The organism is Ramlibacter sp. (genome assembly GCF_041916345.1).
GTDB lineage: Bacteria > Pseudomonadota > Gammaproteobacteria > Burkholderiales > Burkholderiaceae_C > Ramlibacter.
In genome coordinates this window covers 78936-97463 of record NZ_JAYRZR010000004.1, presented here as the reverse complement: position 1 = coordinate 97463, position 18528 = coordinate 78936, and the positions used below count along the sequence as shown (strand labels likewise).

Annotated in this window: 20 protein-coding genes; 10 read left to right on the top strand and 10 right to left on the bottom strand. The window is 68.6% G+C overall.

The window, feature by feature from the left end; all coding sequences use genetic code 11:
• Positions 1-53 precede the first annotated feature (53 nt).
• The 7 genes from ACE3T5_RS02325 to ACE3T5_RS02295 form a co-directional block, all read right to left on the bottom strand.
• Positions 54-434 (bottom strand): XRE family transcriptional regulator, encoded by a 381-nt coding sequence (locus tag ACE3T5_RS02325; protein ID WP_374664019.1) that lies wholly within the window; start codon positions 432-434, stop codon positions 54-56.
• 84 nt (positions 435-518) lie between these two features.
• Positions 519-806 (bottom strand): KTSC domain-containing protein, encoded by a 288-nt coding sequence (locus ACE3T5_RS02320; RefSeq protein WP_374664017.1) that lies wholly within the window; start codon positions 804-806, stop codon positions 519-521.
• Between the two features lie 79 nt (positions 807-885).
• Positions 886-4032: an efflux RND transporter permease subunit gene (locus ACE3T5_RS02315; protein WP_374664015.1), complete on the bottom strand. Its 3147-nt coding sequence runs from the start codon at positions 4030-4032 to the stop codon at positions 886-888.
• Positions 4029-5555, bottom strand: a complete 1527-nt coding sequence (locus ACE3T5_RS02310) for an efflux RND transporter periplasmic adaptor subunit (RefSeq protein ID WP_374664013.1) — start codon at positions 5553-5555, stop codon at positions 4029-4031. Before ACE3T5_RS02310 ends, ACE3T5_RS02315 begins: the two co-directional genes overlap by 4 nt.
• Positions 5555-6784, bottom strand: a complete 1230-nt coding sequence (locus ACE3T5_RS02305; RefSeq protein ID WP_374664011.1) for a TolC family protein — start codon at positions 6782-6784, stop codon at positions 5555-5557. The genes ACE3T5_RS02310 and ACE3T5_RS02305 overlap by 1 nt, the downstream gene beginning before the upstream one ends.
• Before the next feature lie 81 nt (positions 6785-6865).
• Positions 6866-7252 carry a hypothetical protein gene (locus ACE3T5_RS02300; protein ID WP_374664009.1) on the bottom strand — a complete coding sequence of 129 codons (387 nt, stop codon included), beginning with the start codon at positions 7250-7252 and terminating at the stop codon, positions 6866-6868.
• 79 nt (positions 7253-7331) lie between these two features.
• On the bottom strand, positions 7332-7682 hold the full coding sequence (locus ACE3T5_RS02295) for a copper-binding protein (protein WP_374664007.1): 351 nt from the start codon (positions 7680-7682) through the stop codon (positions 7332-7334).
• A gap of 164 nt (positions 7683-7846) precedes the next feature.
• Here ACE3T5_RS02295 and ACE3T5_RS02290 point away from each other — a divergent pair, with 164 nt between their 5' ends.
• The 10 genes from ACE3T5_RS02290 (at position 7847) to ACE3T5_RS02245 (ending at position 14043) form a co-directional block, all read left to right on the top strand.
• Positions 7847-8155, top strand: coding sequence for a heavy-metal-associated domain-containing protein (locus ACE3T5_RS02290; protein WP_374664005.1), 309 nt, complete (start codon positions 7847-7849; stop codon positions 8153-8155).
• Positions 8143-8622 carry a hypothetical protein gene (locus ACE3T5_RS02285; RefSeq protein WP_374664003.1) on the top strand — a complete coding sequence of 160 codons (480 nt, stop codon included), beginning with the start codon at positions 8143-8145 and terminating at the stop codon, positions 8620-8622. Before ACE3T5_RS02290 ends, ACE3T5_RS02285 begins: the two co-directional genes overlap by 13 nt.
• 14 nt (positions 8623-8636) lie before the next feature.
• Positions 8637-8885 carry a DUF2933 domain-containing protein gene (locus ACE3T5_RS02280; RefSeq protein WP_374664001.1) on the top strand — a complete coding sequence of 83 codons (249 nt, stop codon included), beginning with the start codon at positions 8637-8639 and terminating at the stop codon, positions 8883-8885.
• Position 8886: 1 nt separating this feature from the next.
• Positions 8887-9147: a hypothetical protein gene (locus ACE3T5_RS02275; RefSeq protein ID WP_374663999.1), complete on the top strand. Its 261-nt coding sequence runs from the start codon at positions 8887-8889 to the stop codon at positions 9145-9147.
• Positions 9148-9194: 47 nt separating this feature from the next.
• On the top strand, positions 9195-11612 hold the full coding sequence (locus ACE3T5_RS02270) for a copper-translocating P-type ATPase (RefSeq protein WP_374663997.1): 2418 nt from the start codon (positions 9195-9197) through the stop codon (positions 11610-11612).
• Between the two features lie 33 nt (positions 11613-11645).
• Complete coding sequence (locus ACE3T5_RS02265; protein WP_374663995.1) at positions 11646-12569, top strand: pseudouridine-5'-phosphate glycosidase; 924 nt, start codon at positions 11646-11648, stop codon at positions 12567-12569.
• A complete protein-coding gene (locus ACE3T5_RS02260; RefSeq protein ID WP_374663993.1) occupies positions 12569-12898 on the top strand; it encodes a hypothetical protein in 330 nt (109 codons plus the stop codon). Before ACE3T5_RS02265 ends, ACE3T5_RS02260 begins: the two co-directional genes overlap by 1 nt.
• A gap of 80 nt (positions 12899-12978) precedes the next feature.
• Positions 12979-13269 (top strand): nucleotidyltransferase family protein, encoded by a 291-nt coding sequence (locus tag ACE3T5_RS02255; RefSeq protein ID WP_374664063.1) that lies wholly within the window; start codon positions 12979-12981, stop codon positions 13267-13269.
• Between the two features lie 41 nt (positions 13270-13310).
• Positions 13311-13634, top strand: a complete 324-nt coding sequence (locus tag ACE3T5_RS02250) for a DUF86 domain-containing protein (RefSeq protein WP_374663992.1) — start codon at positions 13311-13313, stop codon at positions 13632-13634.
• Positions 13635-13719: 85 nt separating this feature from the next.
• Positions 13720-14043 (top strand): hypothetical protein, encoded by a 324-nt coding sequence (locus ACE3T5_RS02245; RefSeq protein WP_374663990.1) that lies wholly within the window; start codon positions 13720-13722, stop codon positions 14041-14043.
• An 82-nt stretch (positions 14044-14125) separates the two neighbouring features.
• Here the strand turns inward: ACE3T5_RS02245 and ACE3T5_RS02240 are convergent, their stop codons facing one another.
• From ACE3T5_RS02240 to ACE3T5_RS02230, 3 genes are all read right to left on the bottom strand, one after another.
• Positions 14126-15736, bottom strand: a complete 1611-nt coding sequence (locus tag ACE3T5_RS02240; protein WP_374663988.1) for a M48 family metalloprotease — start codon at positions 15734-15736, stop codon at positions 14126-14128.
• Positions 15737-15800: 64 nt separating this feature from the next.
• Complete coding sequence (locus ACE3T5_RS02235; RefSeq protein ID WP_374663986.1) at positions 15801-17447, bottom strand: restriction endonuclease subunit S; 1647 nt, start codon at positions 17445-17447, stop codon at positions 15801-15803.
• A complete protein-coding gene (locus tag ACE3T5_RS02230; protein ID WP_374663984.1) occupies positions 17444-18508 on the bottom strand; it encodes a YhcG family protein in 1065 nt (354 codons plus the stop codon). The genes ACE3T5_RS02235 and ACE3T5_RS02230 overlap by 4 nt, the downstream gene beginning before the upstream one ends.
• Between the last annotated feature and the right edge of the window lie 20 nt (positions 18509-18528).

Here is an 18528-nt window from a genome sequence, read left to right as displayed (position 1 = left end):
TGAGCGCCGTGAACTCAGTTCGCGGCCAGATGCCACACGGGCCTGAGAGCGCGTCAGGTCTCGCTATTCCGCTCATGCTGCCCTACGGGTGCGGGCGCGGTCTTGCCCCCATCAACCCGCCGCACATGGCGCCGCCGCGCCTGCTGCACCTCGGCCTCCAGCGCCCCCAGGTCCTCCTTGGGGTCGGCCGCATCGGCGAGCACGCCCTGGCGATTGAGCAACCACAGGGCCGTGGCCACCACGCCCACGGAGACGGCGGCGTCGCCCTTCTCCAGCCGCATCAGCGTGGGCACCGACACGTTCAACCGCGTCGACCAGGCCTTGAGGGATTCGCGCCGGCGTTTGCGGGCCGTGGCGAGGTCCGCCCCGAGCTTGCGCAGGGCGCTGGCCGCGGCGGGCGGCAGGGCATCGAGGGCGGGCGAGGCTTTGGACACACGTGCAGTTTAGCGAAAGCCGCTATTTGTTCAACCTTATGTGCATGACGTAGCCATAGGCCCAGCCAGGCGCCGCCCCAGCCTTCATCCATTCGACCGGTCGTCGGCACCCCCGAACAGATCCTTCAAGCTCTTCGCCCCCGCCCCCTGCGCGGGCTTCCCCATCGGCTGGCCGGCCGGGTACTCCTCGGCGATGCGGTCTTCCCAATAGGTGGTGGGGTTGGGCGCGGCGCACAGGCGGCGGAACACCTCGGCCGGCACGTGCTTGTAGGCACGCACTGACTGGTTGTCCCAATGCAGGTCGAGCTGGCGCGTGGCCGGGTCGTACACGGCCTGGCGGATGCGGCCCGAGTTGAAAGTCCTGGTTTCCATGGCGATGCTCCTGCGTGCCGGGTGCCAGCCTACAATTTTCCGGCGATGCCCGACATCGGTCCCTCGAGCTGTCTGGCCGTCAGCCCGTGCCACCAGCTTGCACACGGGTTGGCCCACGGCGATGCAGCAGGAACCAGACCGCAGGGATGACCAGCATGCTGAGGAGAGGGGCGGTCACCATGCCCCCGACCATGGGTGCGGCGATGCGTGTCATGACTTCGGATCCCGAGCCTGTGCCCAGCAGGATGGGCAGCAGACCGCCCATCACCACGGCCACTGTCATGGCCTTGGGCCGCACGCGCAGCACCGCGCCTTCGCGAATGGCGGCGAGCAGCGTTTCCTGGGTATCGGGCTCACCGGCGGCCAAGCGCCGCTTGTGGGCGTTCTTCAGGTAGACCTGCATCACCACGCCGAACTCGGCGGCGACACCCGCCAGGGCGATGAAGCCGACAGCAGTCGCCACGGAGATGTTGTGGCCCAAGGCCCAGACCAGCCAGAAACCGCCGATGAGGGAGAACGGGACGGCGGCCATGACGAGCGCCGCATCCTTGAAGGAGCGGAACAGCAGGTAAAGCAGCACGAAGATCACCGCCAGCGTGGCCGGCACCACCACCTTCAGGCGCTGCGTCGCGCGCTCCAGGTACTCGAACTGGCCTGACCACGAGACAGCGTACCCAGCCGGCATCTTCACCTCCTGCGCCACCGCCGCCTGCATGTCGTGGACCACCGAGCGCAGGTCGCGCCCGCGCACATCGACATAGATCCAGCCTGAGAGTCTGGCGTTCTCGCTGCGCAGCATGGGCGGGCCTTCCTGGATGCTGACCCGGGCGACGTCCAGCAGGCGCAGCTGGGCGCCCTTCTCCGTCACGAAGGGAAGTTCGCGCAGCCGTTGCAGCGAATCGCGGATCTCGCGCGGGTACCGCACGTTGATCGGGAAGCGCTCGCGACCCTGGATCACCTCGCCCACGTTCTCACCCCCGATGGCCGTGGTGACGAGCGCCTGCACATCGGCCACGGCCAGGCCGTATCGGGCGGCGGCCACGCGGTCCACGTCGATGTCGATATAGCGCCCGCCGGTCAGCCGCTCCGCGAGGGCCGAGGACACGCCGGGGACCTTCTTCACCGTGGTCTCGATATCGCCCGTCAGGCGGTCGATGGTGGCCAGATCGGCCCCCGCGACCTTGATGCCCACCGGGCTCTTGATGCCGGTGGCCAGCATGTCGATGCGGTTGCGGATGGGCGGCACCCACACGTTCGAGAGGCCGGGAATCTTCACGGCCTGGTCCAGCGCCTGCACCAGCTTGTCGGGCGTCATGCCGGGACGCCACTGGTCACGCGGCTTGAACTGAATGGTCGTCTCGAACATCTCCAGCGGCGCGGGGTCCGTCGCCGTGTCGGCCCGGCCCGCCTTGCCGAACACACGTTCGACCTCGGGCACCGACTTGATGAGGCGGTCGGTCTGCTGCAGCAGCTCCGACGCCTTGGCTGCGGACAGCCCTGGCAAGGCCGAGGGCATGTAGAGCAGGTCGCCTTCGTCCAAGGGCGGAAGGAACTCCCCGCCCAGGCGCATCACCGGGATAGCCGTCAACACCAGCAGCACGGCAGCCACGACCAGCGTGACCCGGGGAAAGCGGAGCACGGCCTCGAGTGCGGGTTTGTAGAGGGTCGTCAGCGCGCGGTTCAGCGGGTTGGTGGCTTCGGGCGGGATGCGACCACGCACCAGGTAGCCCATCAGCACTGGCACCAGCGTGACCGACAGGCCGGCCGCGGCCGCCATGGCGTACGTCTTGGTGAAGGCCAGGGGTGAGAACAGCCGACCCTCCTGCGCCTCCAGGGTGAACACCGGCACGAACGACAGCGTGATCACCAGCAGCGAGAAGAACAGGGCCGGCCCGACTTCGATGGACGCCTCCGTCACGAGGTCCCAGCGCTCCTGGAGCGAAGGGCCACGGCCCTGCCGGTGCTCGAAGGTCTCCAGGTGCTTGTGGGCGTTCTCGATCAGCACGATGGACGCATCGACCATGGCGCCCAGGGCGATGGCGATGCCGCCCAGGGAGAGGATGTTGGCGCTGACGCCCTGCCCCTGCATCACGATGAAGGCGGCCAGCACACCCACCGGCAGCGTGACCACAGCCACGAAGGCCGAGCGCAGGTGGAACAGGAACACGGCGCAGACCAGCGCCACCACGAGGAATTCCTCCACCAGCTTGTTGCGCAGGTTGTCCACGGCGCGGTCGATCAGCAGCGAGCGGTCATAGGTGGTGACCACTTCCACGCCCGCAGGCAGGCTGGGCTTCAGGGCCTCCAGCCTGGCCTTGACCGCCTCGATGGTGGTGCGTGCGTTCTTGCCGGAGCGCATGACGACCACCCCCCCTGCCACCTCGCCCTGCCCGTCGAGCTCGGCGATGCCGCGCCGCATGTCGGGCCCCACCTGCACCGTGGCCACGTCGCGCAGCAGCACCGGCGTGGCGCCCGAGCCGGCCACCGGGATGCTGCGGAAATCGTCCAGGTTCTTCAGGAAGCCGCGCGAACGCACCATGTATTCGGCTTCCGCCAGTTCGACGACCGAGCCGCCCGCGGCCTGGTTGGCCTTGCCCAGCGCGTCCAGGACCATCGCCTGCGTGACACCGGCTGCGCGCATGCGGTCGGGATCCAGCACCACCTGGTACTGGCGCACCATGCCGCCGATGCTGGCGACCTCCGCCACGTCGGGCACCGTCTTCAGCTCGAACTTGAGGAACCAGTCGTTCAAGGCCCGCAACTGGGAGAGATCGTTGCGCCCCGTCCTGTCCACAAGGGCATATTCGAAGACCCAGCCCACGCCGGTGGCGTCCGGGCCCAGTGAGGCACTGGCGCCGGCAGGCAGGCGGCTCTGCACCTGGTTCAGGTATTCGACGACGCGGGAGCGCGCCCAGTACGGATCGGTCTTGTCGTCGAAGAGCACGTAGACGAAGGAGTCGCCGAAGAACGAGTAGCCGCGCACCGTCTTGGCACCCGGCACGCTCAGCATCGTGGTGGTCAGCGGATAGGTGACCAGGTCTTCCACCACCTGCGGCGCCTTGCCCGGGTAAGGGGTGCGCACGATGACCTGCGTGTCGGAGAGATCCGGCAGCGCGTCCACCGTCATGCGGCTGGCGGACCACAGGCCCGCCACCACCAGCAAGGCCGTGGCGATGAGCACGAGGAAGCGGTTGCGCACCGACCAGCGGATGAGTGCGGCGATCACTGGCCGCCTCCGAGCTTGTGGACGGTCGTGAGCTCGTAGCCCGCCGGCCCGCCTGCCTTGAACTCGAAGTGCACCGTGTCGCCGGGCTTCACGTTCGGGAAGGCCTGGGGGCTGGGCTTGCCGAAGCCCATGGTCATGGCGGGCCACTTCAGCTGCGGCAGAGGCCCGTGCGAGATGGTGATGCTGTCGGCCTCGACGCTCTCCACCTTGCCCTGGGCCGTGTAGGTGGCAGGCGCGGCCGCTGCAGCCGGCGACGAGGCGCTGGCAGAGGCTGCGGGGGCGGCGGCGGCCATGGCGCCCAGCACGGAACGCAGGCGCGCCTCGGAGTCGACCAGGAACTGCCCGCTCGCGACGACCTGCTCGCCCTCGGCGAGGCCGGCCGTGACTTCGAGCTCGTCACCAAGGTCCGTGCCCAACGTCACCTCCCGCGGCTCGAAGCGACCGCCCTCCTTGCGCACGATCACCACGGCGCGCGTACCGGTGCGGATCACGGCTTCCGATGCCACCACGAGTCGTTCGATGGCCGGTCCAGCCACCTGCACACGCAACAGCATGCCCGGTGTGAGCCGGTGGCCGCGGTTGTCGACTTCGAAGCGGGCCTGCAGCGTGCGCGTGTTCGCATTCACCTGCGGCAGGATCTCCTTCAGCGCCCCGGTGAAGGTCTGCGCCGGGTCGGCCTGCAGCGCCGCCGTCACCTTCTGGCCGCGCGTGAGCCGCACGGCCTGGGCCTCCGGGATCTCCGCCACCGCCCACACCTGCTCCAGGCCGGCAATGCGGAACAAGGTCATGCCCGGCGTGACCTGCATGCCCTCACGCACGCCCAGTTCCGCCACCACGCCGGAGGCGGGTGCCATCAAGGTGAAGCGCGCCTGCGCCGTCCCTGTCTCTTCGGCCTGTCGCACCAGATCGGCGGGAATGGAAAGCGAACGGGTGCGCTCACGGGCCGCCGCCACGATGTCGGGCGAGGCGCCGGCCTTCTTCAACGCCAGCAATTCGTTCAAGGGCACCAGCCACTCGGGCGCGTACACGGTGGCCAGGGCCTGGCCCTTGCGCACCTGCTCCATGGGGGCGCGCACCGCGAGACGCTCCACATAGCCGGCCACGCGCGTCTGCACCGCCACGTTCAGCCGCTCATCGAACTGCACGGCGCCCACGGCGTCGAACGACTGGCTGACCTTCGCCTTCTTGACGACGGCGGTCCGCAGGCCGAGGTTCTGCTGGACGGCCGCGCTCACCTTCACGCCGCTGTCCGTCTGCTCATCGGCGTACACGGGGACCAGCGGCATGTCCATGAATGGCGATTTGCCGGGCTTGTCGAAACGTTGGCCAGGCACCATGGGGTCGTGCCAGTAGAGCACCTGGCGCTCCTTGGCCCTGGAGGCTTCCGGGGCGGCGGTCGACACGGGCACGGGACCCGTCGCGGCATGCCCTGACGCGGACTGGCGCCCGGCGTAAAAGGCCCCACCGGCAAGGGCGAGCACGGCGGCGGCGACCGCAATGCGTTGGGTGTGAGCGCGGTTCATCACAGGTCCTCCGACTTCAGGGGCTTGTAGGCCAATTGGGCGCGGGCCTTCATCCGATCCCGCTGCAGGCCCAGCAGCTTGCGGCGCGCGTCCAGTTCGGCGCGTCGGGTTTCGTACACCAGGGCCACGCTGCCCTGGTTGGCGGCCAGAGCCGCCCGCGCGGCGGCCGTGCGTTGCGCGCCGGGCACGACCACCAAGGTTTCGAAGGCGTGAATGCGCGCGTCCAGGCGCTGCGCATCGCTGGCGAGGGCCTGGTGGTCGGACTCGGCCGCCCGCAGGGCATCGGCGAGTTCCGCCTCGGCCTTCTGCACCAGCGCCAGCTTGGCGGCCGTGTCACGGTCCTGGCGGCTGGCCGGGGCCACGGGCAGGGGAATCCGCACACCGAACGAGACGAGATCGGATGCGCCGGTGCGCTGGCCATAGGCGAGCTCCCAGCTCCAGTTGGGCTGGCGATTGGCAGCAACGGCAGCAGCTTCCGCCTGGGCGACAGCGAGCTCGCGGCGCCTGGCCAGAACCAGCGGGTGCGCCTCGACCCACGCGGCCTCGGCGAGCACGCCCGGCACGGATGGCACAGCGACTTCGGCCCCAGGGACGCCGGTCCAGCGCCGCAAGGCCACCAACGCGGCCGCCAGCATCTGGCGGGCCTCACCCGTCTCGTCGGCGCTCGCGCCCTGCGCGGCGGCCAGTCCCAGCACGTCGGCAGCCGCGGTGCCCGCCGTCGCCAGGCGCGCACGGCCCACCGCCGCGGCCTCCCGGGCCTGCGCCTCGGCTTCCAGCGCGAGTTGCAGCAACTGGCTGGCGTAGTAGGTGTCCACGAAGGCCAGGGCGGTCTGCAACCGGGTCTCAGCCAGCGCGGTGGCGACGTTCACCGCTTCGCGGTCGGCCATCGCGCGTGCGGCAGCCACGCGCAGCGCGCGCTTCTCGCCGGAGATCCACTCCTGCTCCAGCGCGACCCGCTTCATGGTCATGCCCTCGCGGGTGGTGCTGAAGCGGTCCGGGCCGGTGGCCGGCAAGTTCTCGATGCTCACGCTCAGCATGGGGTCGAGGAGTTGGCCGGCGGCACGCGCGGCCTCGACGGCGCTCTCGCGTCCGGCGCGGGCCGAGCGGGTCGATTCGGACCGCTGCACCGCGCGGTCGAGCGCCTGCTCCAGCGTGAGCGGCGCCGACAAGGCGAAGAGGGGCAAGAGGGCGGCCGCACAGGCTGCGGCCCGGAAGACAGGAAAAGACATGGAACGCTCCGAGGTGAACACAAGGCACATCCGGGGCGCACACAAGTGCACGCCCGGCGCCGGATCAGCGGACGGAGCGGATCAGACTCGCAGGCGGAGCGTGGCGAGAAACAGCGGCTCGGGGGGAGGCTGCGGCTGGAACAGGGGGGCCCGGCCGAGCGTGGCAGAGGCCGCTTCCAGCGGCGCCACCCACGCCACCACATGCACCACGGCCGGCAGGCCGAGCGAGGGCAGCTTGACCAGATCGGTGGCCTCAGGCGCACCGGTGCAATGCTGGTGGCACAGGGCGGGCTGGTCTTCGTCCTGCGCCATGCCCCGGCATGGCTCGCCGGGCGCCATCTCCATCATCGTGGGCTGCGTATCCGCCCCCGTGGGGCAGACATAGGCCGCCAGCGCCAGCTGCGAGAACAGCAGCGCCAGCACCACCACCACGGAGGTGCGCAGACGAAGCAGGGAACCGCGGAACATGGTCAGCGGCAGTCTAACGGGCCGCGCCAGGCTTGTCTGCCGCTGCGGGCGCTTCCCTTGACCTGGCGCAAGTGCAAGCTCAACGCACGACTTCGAGCGCGGTCACCACGTAGCTGCCGTCCTTCTTGTCAGCCGTGAAGCGCACCTTGTCGCCCTCCTTCAGGCCCTGTAGCAGCTTCTTGTCGGTGGCGGTGAACACCATGGTCATGGCCGGCATGTCGAGGTTGGCAAGCGGGCCATGCCGCAGCGTGACCTTGCCCTGGGCCAGATCGACCTTGCGCACTTCCCCTTCGGACTTCGGGGCTTGGACGGACGACCCAGCCGGTCCGTGGTGCGCGGAATGGTCGGCGGCGCTGGCGGCCGGCTGCTGGGCGTGCGCCAGCGTGGCCGTGGCGAGCAGGACGGAAAGGATGACAGGGCGTGGCAGCATGGAGATCTCCTGATGGATGGTGGCAAATGCGGCGTGCTCGCTTGGAATCGCGTGAGCAGCGGAAAGTTCTGGTGGGGAGGCTCTGAAATTCATGCAGCGGAGTGTTGACCTTCCCATGGTGGGAAGGTCAACAATGCCGTCATCCACATGAAAGGAGCTCCTCGATGGTCACCTTCCGCATACCCGACATGACCTGCGGCCATTGCGCCGCGACGATCTCGCGGGCCATTGCCTCCGAAGACGCCGGCGCCCGCCTGGATTTCGACCTGCCCGCGCACGTGCTGCGCGTGACGCCCGCCACGGCCACGCCGGCCGAGCTGGAGGCCGCCATCCGCGAAGCCGGATACACGCCCGCCGCAGTCGATGCCGCGCCGCGAGCACGCGCCAGAGGCTGCGGTTGCGGATGCGGGCCGGCAAGACCGGTTGACATTTCGCAAGTCCGCGGCGCCAGCGGAAGCACATGCTGCGCATGACCCCAAACAGGAGACCCAACATGAAGTCCGCCCTCGTCATTCTTCCCCTGGTGCTGGCCGGTACGCTTGCCGTTGCCCAGGGCACCACTTCGCAGGACCATTCTGCGCATCACCCCGCGGGTGCCAGCTCGGCCCCTGCACGCCAACCGGCCCCTTCCGCGCCGCCCACGGGTGCCGCGCAACCCGACGGATTCCAGCAGCAAATGCAGAAGATGCAAGCCATGCATCAGCGCATGCAGGCCGCCAAGACGCCTGCCGAGCGCAAGGCGCTGATGGATGAGCACATGAAGGTCATGCAGTCCGGCATGGAGATGATGTCCAGGATGGGCACCGCACCGGGCGGGATGGGCAGCATGCAAGGCGGCGACATGATGGCCATGCACCGGTCCATGGCGCAGCGGATGGCCATGATGGAACAGATGATGAAGATGATGATGGACCGTGAAGCGGCACGGGATCGCCCGTGACGCAGGAGCCCGCCATGGCAGACGAACACGCTTCTCCCCGCCCCTCCTTCTGGAAGTCACCCTGGGGGGTGGTCTGCACGGTCATCGCCGTCGCCGCCAGCGCCTACCTCTGGCTGGCGCACAAGGATCACCTCCTGGCGCTGCTTCCCTACGCGTTCCTGGCTGCGTGTCCCCTGATGCACATGTTCATGCACCGTGGCCATCACGGCCACCACCATGGCGGCACGCCCCCGCCAGACCAGCGTGTCCCGCGCGACGATTAGGGTGGCCGATCTCGCCTCCAGCCTGGGCGGCATCCTTCTGGGAGCAGGGCTGGCGCTCATCGCGCCGTTGGGGCTTCGGGCATTCGCCCTGCCCTTGCTGGTGACGGGCCTGCTGGTTCACGCTGGTGGCATGACCCTGAAGCACCGGCTTGAGCAGGCGAGGCGCGAGCCGCTCTGGTGGGAGACCGTCTTGTTCTGGGTCTGCTGGGCCCTGCTGGGGGCCCTGGCCATCTGGTTGGCGCTGGGCCTGTCTGGCGAGTGACACGGCAGCGCCGGGCCGCCGCTCATCGATGCAAGGAAGAGCCACGCATGCAAAGCCATATCCCCTCTGCCGGCGAGTCCGGCGCCGCGCAGCCGGTCGCACATCCGCATGCTGCTGCTGATCACCCTGCTGACCCTGCGCACCAGCAGGAATACACCTGCCCGATGCACCCCGAAGTCCGGCAGCTCGGGTCGGGCCGGTGCCCGAAGTGCGGCATGTTCCTGCAGCCCGTCGGCGTCCCCACCGACGCGGCTCACTCACACGGGGCGCCCCACCGCGCGCACCACGACCACGGGCACCACCTGGCCGCGCCAGCCGCAGCCCCCGCCCCACGGGCCCCGGCCAATGGCCAGGAGGCGGAGTACACCTGCCCCATGCATCCCCAGGTGCGGCAGATGGGGCCGGGCCACTGCCCCATCTGCGGCATGGCGCTGGAGCCGGTGATCGCGACGAGCGGCACAGGCGACAGCCCGGAGCTGAGGGACATGACGCGCAGGTTCTGGATCGGACTGGCGCTCACGGCGCCTGTCTTCGTGCTGGAGATGGGCGCGCACCTGCTGGGCTGGCACCTGCTGCCGGGTCAGACCTCGAACTGGGCTCAGTTGCTCCTGGCCACCCCGGTCGTGCTGTGGGCCGGCTGGCCGTTTTTCGTGCGGGCGCTGGCTTCCCTGCGCAACCGCAGCCTCAACATGTTCACGCTCATCGCACTGGGCACAGGCGCCGCCTGGCTGTACAGCATCGTGGGCACGCTGGCGCCGGGACTGTTCCCGCAGGAGCTGCGCGGGCACGACGGCTCGATCGCGGTCTATTTCGAGGCAGCCGCGGTCATCACCGTTCTGGTGCTCCTGGGCCAGGTGCTGGAGTTGCGGGCGCGCGAAAAGACTTCAGGCGCGATCCAGGCGCTGCTGAACCTGGCGCCGAAGACGGCCGTGCGGGTGCGCGAAGACGGCACCGACGAGACCGTGCCCATCGACATCCTGCAAGTCGGCGACCAGCTGCGTGTGCGCCCCGGCGAAAAGGTGCCGGTCGACGGCGAGCTGACCGAGGGCAAGGGCACCGTGGACGAGTCGATGGTGACCGGAGAACCCATGCCGGTGGCCAAGGCGCCGGGTGCCAAGGTGACAGCAGGCACCCTCAACCAGACCGGCGGCTTCGTGATGCGCGCTGAGAAGGTGGGCGCCGACACCCTGCTCTCGCAGATCGTGCACATGGTCGCGGCCGCGCAGCGCAGTCGCGCGCCCATCCAGCGGATGGCCGACCAAGTGGCTGGCTGGTTCGTGCCGGTGGTCATCGCGGTGGCCGTGCTCACCTTCGCGGCCTGGATGGTCTGGGGGCCGAGTCCCGCGTTCTCGTACGCCCTCATCACCGCGGTGGCCGTCCTCATCATCGCTTGTCCCTGTGCGCTGGGCCTGGCCACGCCCATGTCCATCATGGTGGGGGTCGGGCGCGGCGCGCAGCACGGTGTGCTCATTCGCGACGCGGAGGCGCTGGAACGCATGGAGAAGGTCGACACGCTGGTGGTCGACAAGACGGGCACGCTGACGGAGGGCAGGCCAAAAGTCATTCACATCGAGCCCGCGCCAGGTGTGGACGCTGCCGACCTGTTGCAGAAGCTGGCCAGCGTGGAGCGGGCCAGCGAGCACCCGCTGGCGCTGGCCATCGTGGAGGCCGCGCTGGAGCGCAAGCTGCCCCTCTCCGATGTCGCGGACTTCGATTCTCCGGTCGGCAAGGGCGTGGTCGGCCGGGTGGCCGGCCTGGAAGTCGTGAGCGGCGCGGCCAAGTTCCTGGCCGAACGGGGCATCGACGTCGCGCCGCTGCAGGCCGCCGCGGAAGCGCAGCGGACCCGCTCCGCCACCGTGATCTTCGTCGGCGTGGCAGGCCGGCTGGCGGGCTTCGCGGCGATCGCCGATCCCATCAAGGCCACCACGCCGGCGGCCTTGCAACGCCTGCGTGAGGCAGGGGTGCGCATCGTGATGCTCACGGGCGACGGCAAGACCACGGCTGAAGCCGTGGGGCGCGAACTCGGCATCGACGAGGTGGTGGCCGAAGTGTTCCCCGAAGACAAGGCGAACATCGTCCAGCGCCTGCGCCGCGAGGGCCGTGTGGTGGCGATGGCGGGCGACGGCGTGAACGATGCCCCAGCCCTGGCCGCCGCCGAAGTCGGCATCGCGATGGGCACCGGCACCGACGTGGCCATGGAAAGCGCGGGCGTCACGCTGCTCCACGGCGACCTGATGGGCATCGTACGGGCCCGAAGGCTCTCACGCGCGACCATGCGCAACATCCGCGAGAACCTCTTCCTCTCCTTTGCCTACAACGTGGCGGGCATCCCGCTGGCGGCCGGCCTGCTGTATCCGTTCTTCGGCGTGCTGCTGTCCCCCATCGTTGCTGCGGCTGCGATGGCGCTGTCTTCCGTCAGCGTGATCGCCAATGCATTGCGATTGCGGACGGTGAAGGTGGATTGAGCGGGCCGGTCGCAACCCTACAATTTCAAGGTGATGCCCGACATCGATCCTTCCCGCTTCCTCACCTTCAGCCCGCCCGTCGCGGCGGCGCGCGCGGCCGGGCGGCCACTGGTGGCGCTGGAGTCGACCATCATCGCGCACGGCATGCCCTGGCCGCAGAACGTGCAGACGGCGCGCGAGGTGGAGGCGATCGTTCGCGCCCACGGCGCGGAGCCGGCGACCATCGCCATCCTCGGCGGGCAGATCCGCATCGGCCTGGCTGAGGACGAACTGGAGCAGCTGGCCCGCGGCGGCGCGCTCAAGGTGAGCCGGCGCGACCTGCCGGCCGTGCTGGCCAGCGGCGCGGCCGGCGCCACCACGGTGGCCGGCACCATGATCTGCGCCGCGCTGGCGGGCATCGAGGTCTTCGTCACCGGCGGCATCGGCGGCGTGCACCGCGGCGCCGAAACCAGCTTCGACATCTCGGCCGACCTGCAGGAGCTGGCGCGCACCTCGGTGGCCGTCGTGTGCGCGGGCGCCAAGTCCATCCTGGACATCGGCCTCACCCTGGAATACCTGGAGACGCATGGCGTGCCGGTGATCAGCGCCGGGCAGGATGCCTTCGCGGCCTTCTACACGCGCGACAGCGGCTACAAGGCCGACTTCCGCTACGACGAGCCGGCCGAGCAGGCACGCTTCATCCGCACCAAGTGGCGTCTGGGGCTGCAAGGCGGCGTGGTCGTGAGCACGCCCGTGCCCGCGGCCGACGAGATGCCGCGCGCGGCGATCGACGGCTTCATCCAGCAGGCCCTGGCCGAGGCCGCGGCAAAGGGCATCACCGGCAAGGCCGTCACGCCCTATCTGCCGGCCCGCATCCAGGCGCTGAGCGGCGGCCGCAGCCTGGCCACCAACATCGCGCTGATCCGGCACAACGCCGAGGTGGGCGCGCGGCTGGCGGTGGCGCTGGCGGCTACGTGATGGCGCGCGTGCGCAGCCACTACCACGTCTACGTGATCGAGCTCGACCCGCGCGTGTGGCAGGAGCCGCGCTTTCGCCAGGCCAACCCCGACTACACCGGCGCGTGCGGCCACGTCTACGTCGGCATGACCGGCCTGGACCCGGACCTGCGCTTCGACCGCCACAAGGCCGGCGTGCAGGCCAACCGCTACGCGCGCGACTACGGCCAGCGCCTGTTGCCGGCGCTGTACGAGGCCTACAACCCGATGGTGTACGAGGTGGCGCGCAAGAAGGAAGTGGATCTGGCGCTGGAGCTGCGGCGGGCGGGGTACGCGGTGTGGCAGGCGTGAAGGCAAAGCGGGGGAACCCGGGGTCTTGGCGCCCACTCTGATCGGTGGACAGCGCCAAGCGGCCCGGCAACAATCCATCCATGCGCCCTTCCGATGCCCTGCGCCTTCATCGTGATCGCATCCGCGAGATCGCCCTTGACCATCGCGTGACCAATCCGCGCGTGTTCGGCTCTGTATTGCGCGGAGAGGACACGGAAGGCAGTGACTTGGACATCCTGGTCGAACCGACGGCCGACGCCACCCTGTTCGACATCGGGGCGATCCAATACGAGCTGACTGAGCTGCTGGGCATTCGCATCGACGTGCTGACGCCCGCTTCGCTGCCCGAGAGTTTCCGGCACATCGTGGTGAGTGAGTCCGTGCCGATATGAATCGCTCGTCTCCACTGCGTCTGGCAGCGTATCTGGGTCATATGCACGAAGCCATCGAACGCTGCCAGACGTATGTGCAGGGAATGGACGAAGCCAGCTTCATGGCCGATCCGAAGACGCAGGATGCGGTCATCCGTGGATTCGAGGTCATTGGCGAAGCTGCCAGCAACATCAAGAGGCACTTCCCCGACTTTGCCCGAGAGCAACCCGATCTGCCGCTGGGCATGGCCATCGGCATGCGCAATGCGCTGTCGCACGGCTACTTCACAGTGGATCTTCAGATGGTGTGGCGCTCCATTCATGCAGACCTGCCCCCTCTGCTCGACCTCGTTCGTCGGCTCCTTGAACCACCGGGCCCTTCGTGACCACTGGGCTGTGAAGGGACTGACCGCGCGACGGCACATCGATACTGGCGCCGGGTTGTCGCCCATCCGAACACCCTCGCACCCCGTGCCCCATTCGCTCAAAGGCATCCCACAATCCATGACCAGCACGCATGTCATCGCCTGCATCGAGGCGGTGCACGCCGCCCTGCTACGGCATGAAGCCGACATCGAATCTCTGGATCGCGCCATCGGCGACGGTGACCATTACCTGAACGTCCGACGCGGCTGCACCGCGCTGATGGCGATGCGCGAGTCGCTGTTGCCCATGCCACCCGCGGCCGCTGCAGGCGATGGGCATGAAGCTGCTGTCGACCGTCGGCGGTGCCTCGGGCCCCTTGATCGCGAGCCTCTTGATGACCATGGGCACCTCGCTCAAGTGATGAGCTGAAGGCCCTGTGGGAAGCGCCGGTGCGGACGATGGCGTTGCGGTGGTAAGCGCAAGGCAGGCCAGGACTTGGCCTTCCCCCACCTCACCGCCCCCGCAACGCCTTCGCCCGATCATCCGCGGCCACCACGCCTGCGGCCGCTGCTTCGTCATAGTGCGCCAGGGCCTGGTCGCGATCGACCGCGGTGCCCAGGCCGCGCTCGTGCGACAAGCCCAGCTGGTACTTGGCCCAGGCCATCTGCGCTTCGGCGCCCGCGGCCTCTTGCAGCAGCGCGAAGCCGCGAGCGGGATCGGCCGGGCCGCCATCGCCGTCTCGCATCATCTTGCCGAGCAGGGCCTTGCCCAGGGCGTCACCGCCATCGGCCGCTGCCTGCGCCAGCGCGCGGGCGCGCACGAAGTCGCGCACCACATGCTGGGCCGATGCGTAGTGGAAGCCGAGCATGGCCTGGGCGCGTGGGTCGGCGCGGTCCGCAGCAAAGCCGAGCAGGCGGATGCCTTCGGCGGGGTCCATCGGTCGGCCGGCGCCCGTGAGCGCCGCGACGGCGAGCCGACGCAGCGCCGGGCCGAAGCCCTTGGCGGCCGCCTGCTGCAGCAGTTGCATGGCGGCAGCCGGGTCCTGGCGACCCGGCATGGCGCCCGCATGCAGATCGGCCAGCATGGTCAGGGCGCGCTCGTCGTCCGCACGCGCCGCCTCCTGCAGGGCGGGCTCGGCCTGTGGGTAGTCGCGCTGGAGCATGGCGTCGTGGCCGCGCACGTAGGCGGACCCGGCCGCGCGCTCCTGCGGCGGGGGGGCGAAGCTCGTGTACGCGGATCGCGGGTACGGGTCATCGACAGGCGCTGTCGGGGCGGCCCCCGCGGTAGACGCCCCACCGGGCCGCGCAGCCGCCAGGTAGACCGGCTGCAGTTGCGTGGCCAGCGCGCCGAGCGTCTGCTCACGCTCGGGATGCGAGGGATGCGTGTCGAGCCACACGCCCGAGGACGCGAAGCGCGACACGCGCGTCAACTCGCGCCAGATGCGCGCGGCGCCCTGCGGGTCGTAGCCCGCCTTGGCCATGGCCTGGATGCCCAACTCGTCGGCCTCGCGCTCCTGGTCGCGCGAGAACTTGGCATTGGCCAGGCCCGCGCCCAGCCCGCCGAGCAACGTGGCCGCGCCGCCGGTGTCGCGCCCGCGGCGCGCCTGACTCAGGTCCACCGCGGCACCGATCAGCGCGCCGATGAGGGTGACCACGGCGGCGCGACTGTGGCCGTCGCGCGGGTGATTCGCCTTCAAGTGCCCCAGCTCATGGCCGACGACGCCGGCCAGCATGGCCTCGTCATCGCCGGCCAGCCGGAGCATCGCCAGGTTGACGGCAATCAGCGGCTGACCGTCGCGGAAGGTGGCGGATGCATTGGGTGACTCATCGGTCCGCGTCGTGAGCCGGATCGCGGGGGCCTGGATCTGCAGCGCTGCGGAAAGCCGATCCGTCATCGCCACCAGGCCCGCGATGCGTTCGCGCGGGAGCCGGGCCACCTCCTGCACGGTCGAGCCATCGCGCACGTGGAGAACGACATCATCAGAGCTGCCCGTGGCGATCGCGCGGGCGTCCCAGGCCAGCGTGCGAGGTGGCTGCTGAGCCAGCGCGGTGAGCGGGCCGAGCAGGGCCGCGAGCAGCAGCCAGGTGGATAGCGCCTTCGTCGGCGCACGGGGAACGGTCATCGTGCGATCTCGCAGCAACCAGTGTCTGGCGCGCCGCCCGCTGGCGTCAAGGCGCTGGAGCGCGTCAGGCGGCGGCAGAGTCGACAAGCGCTTCGGCCAGGTGGGACTGGGTGGTTTGGCTGGCAGCCAGGCGCTGGCGGAGGTTGGCGCAGAGGCGGCGGAGTTCGGCAATACGCGCGACAATGCGGCGTTGCTCATTGAGAGGGGGCAATGGGATCGGCGTCGCACGGACTACAGACTGATTGATCTTTGGCATTGTTCCCTGCGTGCCGGTAGCGTTTCGCTGGAAGTAGGTTCTTCCATCCTGGCAAATGAGCCACATGTGAACGTACCGGACATCAACATGCGCGGACAGTCGGACCCGAATCATTAGGTCTGGAAAGATGTACTCGTCGTCCTCTTGGTCGTAAATCGCAGCGATGCCAACGTATTCCAGTGCGTTACCGCGCTGCAAAAGCAAGTCGCCCCTCTTGAGTCGAAAGGGCCTAGCGGCCGCAAGCGGAAGGTCAACGTACTTGAAGCATTCATTGCGAAAGTGTCCCAAAGTGGTCGCACTGAGAGACAAGCACCGCACACCCGTCGGCTCGTCCACTGGCTTTGGGGATAACCCATTTGTCGGCCCTGCAATGACTAAGTCCTCAAGCGCGCACCACAACCAATTTGCAGGCAAATTAAACAGCTCGGTAGGCAACCTAGAGAGAGCTTCCCTGGATTGGCTCTTGGGCATGGATAGTCGCTGTCGCTCGCTGTGAATTCTTCCTGTCAATGCAGATGCTGGCTCGTCGCTAGGATCGTTCTGTACAAGTAGACCGCGGACGGCCAGTTGGAGGATGGTCTGCTCCAGTGCATCCACGGCCTCAGGGCGGTCGAGGAGCAGGTCGAAGTGGTCGGCGACGCGTTGCCAGTTCGCGGCCAGTTCCTCGGGCGTGCTGCTGTCCGTCAGCGTGCCCAGCAGGGTGCCGAGCAGGCGGGCATGCTGCTCCGCTTCGAGCCGGCCCTTGACTTCGAGGGCATCGCACAGGCGCATCAGTTCGTCGACGCGGGCGACGATGCGGGCTTGCTCATCTATCGTTGGCAGCGGGATGGGAATCGAAACTAGGCGACTCTGGTTCAGCTTTGGGACTGTCATTCCCGTCACGTATCGGGACAGGTCCTCAGCAGTGAGCACCACAACCAAATAGCGATCAATGACTCTCTCGCGATGGGGTCGCAGGACGTGCGCGTGATTGTTGACCCACGACTTCCCCGAAATCATGAATGCCGTTGCTTCACCAGGCCCCCATTTGGCCCCATCTTCCCCAATAAGGACCAACGGTTCATCAAAGATGTATGCGTCAACGTGGTCCACCACACCCGACGCACCGAAGTACGGATAAGGACCGCATCTCCTGTTCTCTTTTTTCACGGGCTGTCGTTGACTATCGAGGATGTCAACAATTTCTCCAAGCGCGGTCCAAGCCCAACCAATAGGCAATTGGGGAAGGTGAACGTCCACCTCCCCCAATGGCGCTTTACCCGGGTAGTGGGCCATTGAACCCTTCGCCGAATCCCGTAGCAGCTTGCCTTGTGTGGCGAGCTTCAAGATGAACTGACGTAGCCGCGCCACCCCACCCGGCGCCGTCGCCAACAACTCAAACTGCCGCACCAGCGCCGGCTGTGCCTCCGCCAAGTACCGCGCACTGGGCTCCCGTGCCTCCACCACCGCACTCACGCCTCGCCCTCCGCCTGCCCCAATTCCCACAGCGCCCGGTCACGCGCCAGTTCGGCCTGCAGCTCGGCCTCGGTCGGCAGCCAGGCCTGGTAGCGGCTGGCGTACAGCGGGCCGCCGTCGGCCAGCCGGGAATAGCGCGCCACCGCATCGTTGCGCTCGCTGCTCAAGATCAGGCCGATGGTGGGGCCGTCGCCTTCGCTGCGCTGGCGTTCGTCCCACACGCGCACATACATGTCCATCTGCCCCACGTCCTGATGGCTGAGCTTGCCCACCTTCAGCTCCACCAGCACAAAGCACTTCAGGATGAAGTTGTAGAACACCAGGTCGACGAAGGCGTCTTCGCCCTCCACCCGCAGGTGCTGCTGGCGCGCCACAAAGGCAAAGCCCTTGCCCAGCTCCAGCAGGAACTTCTGCAACTGGTTCAGCAGGCCCTTTTCCAGATCGCGCTCGTAGAGCGCCGCGCCGGGCTGGGCGCCCAGGAAGTCCAGTACGTAGGGGTCGCGGATGAAGTCGCGCGGGTCCGGGCGGGCGTCGCGCTGCACCAGCGCCTGCGCCTCGGCCTGCACGGCGGCCTTGTCCTGGCTGGAGAGCAGGCGTTCGTAGTAGAGCGTGCCGATCTGGCGGTCCAGCGCGGCCACGCCCCAGGCCTGCGACACGGCTTCGGTGGCGTACCAGCGCCGGGCGTCGGGCTCGGCCACGCGCATCAGTGTCTTCAGATGCGACCAGCTCAATTCGCTCCACGGCGTGGAGCGAATCTCCTGGCTGCCGAACACCTGGTAAAGCTGGCGAAAATTGCGCAGGCTCTGCTCCGCAAAGCCTGGCCCGAACTCGGCCGTGAGCCGTTGCGCCAGTGCAGGCAGCAGCCGTGTGCCATAGGCCGCACGGGCCTGGCCGGCTTGCTCGTGCTCGACGATCAGGCGGCCCACATTCCAGTACGCCATCACCATGGACTGGTTCACTTGCCGGTGGGCCAGCCGGCGGGCCTGCGCCAGCACTTCGCGGACCCGGCCGTAGAGAGCCTCGTCGTCGCTGGCACTGGCCGCCGAGGCCGGTGCCAGCACAGCAGTTGGCGGCGTAGACG

Coding starts and splice junctions, on each gene's coding strand:
- ACE3T5_RS02320 (WP_374664017.1), bottom strand. CDS start 806: ATGGAAACCAGGACTTTCAACTCGGGCCGCATCCGCCAGGCCGTGTAC.
- ACE3T5_RS02310 (WP_374664013.1), bottom strand. CDS start 5,555: ATGAACCGCGCTCACACCCAACGCATTGCGGTCGCCGCCGCCGTGCTC.
- ACE3T5_RS02305 (WP_374664011.1), bottom strand. CDS start 6,784: ATGTCTTTTCCTGTCTTCCGGGCCGCAGCCTGTGCGGCCGCCCTCTTG.
- ACE3T5_RS02300 (WP_374664009.1), bottom strand. CDS start 7,252: ATGTTCCGCGGTTCCCTGCTTCGTCTGCGCACCTCCGTGGTGGTGGTG.
- ACE3T5_RS02295 (WP_374664007.1), bottom strand. CDS start 7,682: ATGCTGCCACGCCCTGTCATCCTTTCCGTCCTGCTCGCCACGGCCACG.
- ACE3T5_RS02290 (WP_374664005.1), top strand. CDS start 7,847: ATGGTCACCTTCCGCATACCCGACATGACCTGCGGCCATTGCGCCGCG.
- ACE3T5_RS02285 (WP_374664003.1), top strand. CDS start 8,143: ATGCTGCGCATGACCCCAAACAGGAGACCCAACATGAAGTCCGCCCTC.
- ACE3T5_RS02280 (WP_374664001.1), top strand. CDS start 8,637: ATGGCAGACGAACACGCTTCTCCCCGCCCCTCCTTCTGGAAGTCACCC.
- ACE3T5_RS02270 (WP_374663997.1), top strand. CDS start 9,195: ATGCAAAGCCATATCCCCTCTGCCGGCGAGTCCGGCGCCGCGCAGCCG.
- ACE3T5_RS02265 (WP_374663995.1), top strand. CDS start 11,646: ATGCCCGACATCGATCCTTCCCGCTTCCTCACCTTCAGCCCGCCCGTC.
- ACE3T5_RS02260 (WP_374663993.1), top strand. CDS start 12,569: ATGGCGCGCGTGCGCAGCCACTACCACGTCTACGTGATCGAGCTCGAC.
- ACE3T5_RS02255 (WP_374664063.1), top strand. CDS start 12,979: ATGCGCCCTTCCGATGCCCTGCGCCTTCATCGTGATCGCATCCGCGAG.
- ACE3T5_RS02250 (WP_374663992.1), top strand. CDS start 13,311: ATGCACGAAGCCATCGAACGCTGCCAGACGTATGTGCAGGGAATGGAC.
- ACE3T5_RS02240 (WP_374663988.1), bottom strand. CDS start 15,736: ATGACCGTTCCCCGTGCGCCGACGAAGGCGCTATCCACCTGGCTGCTG.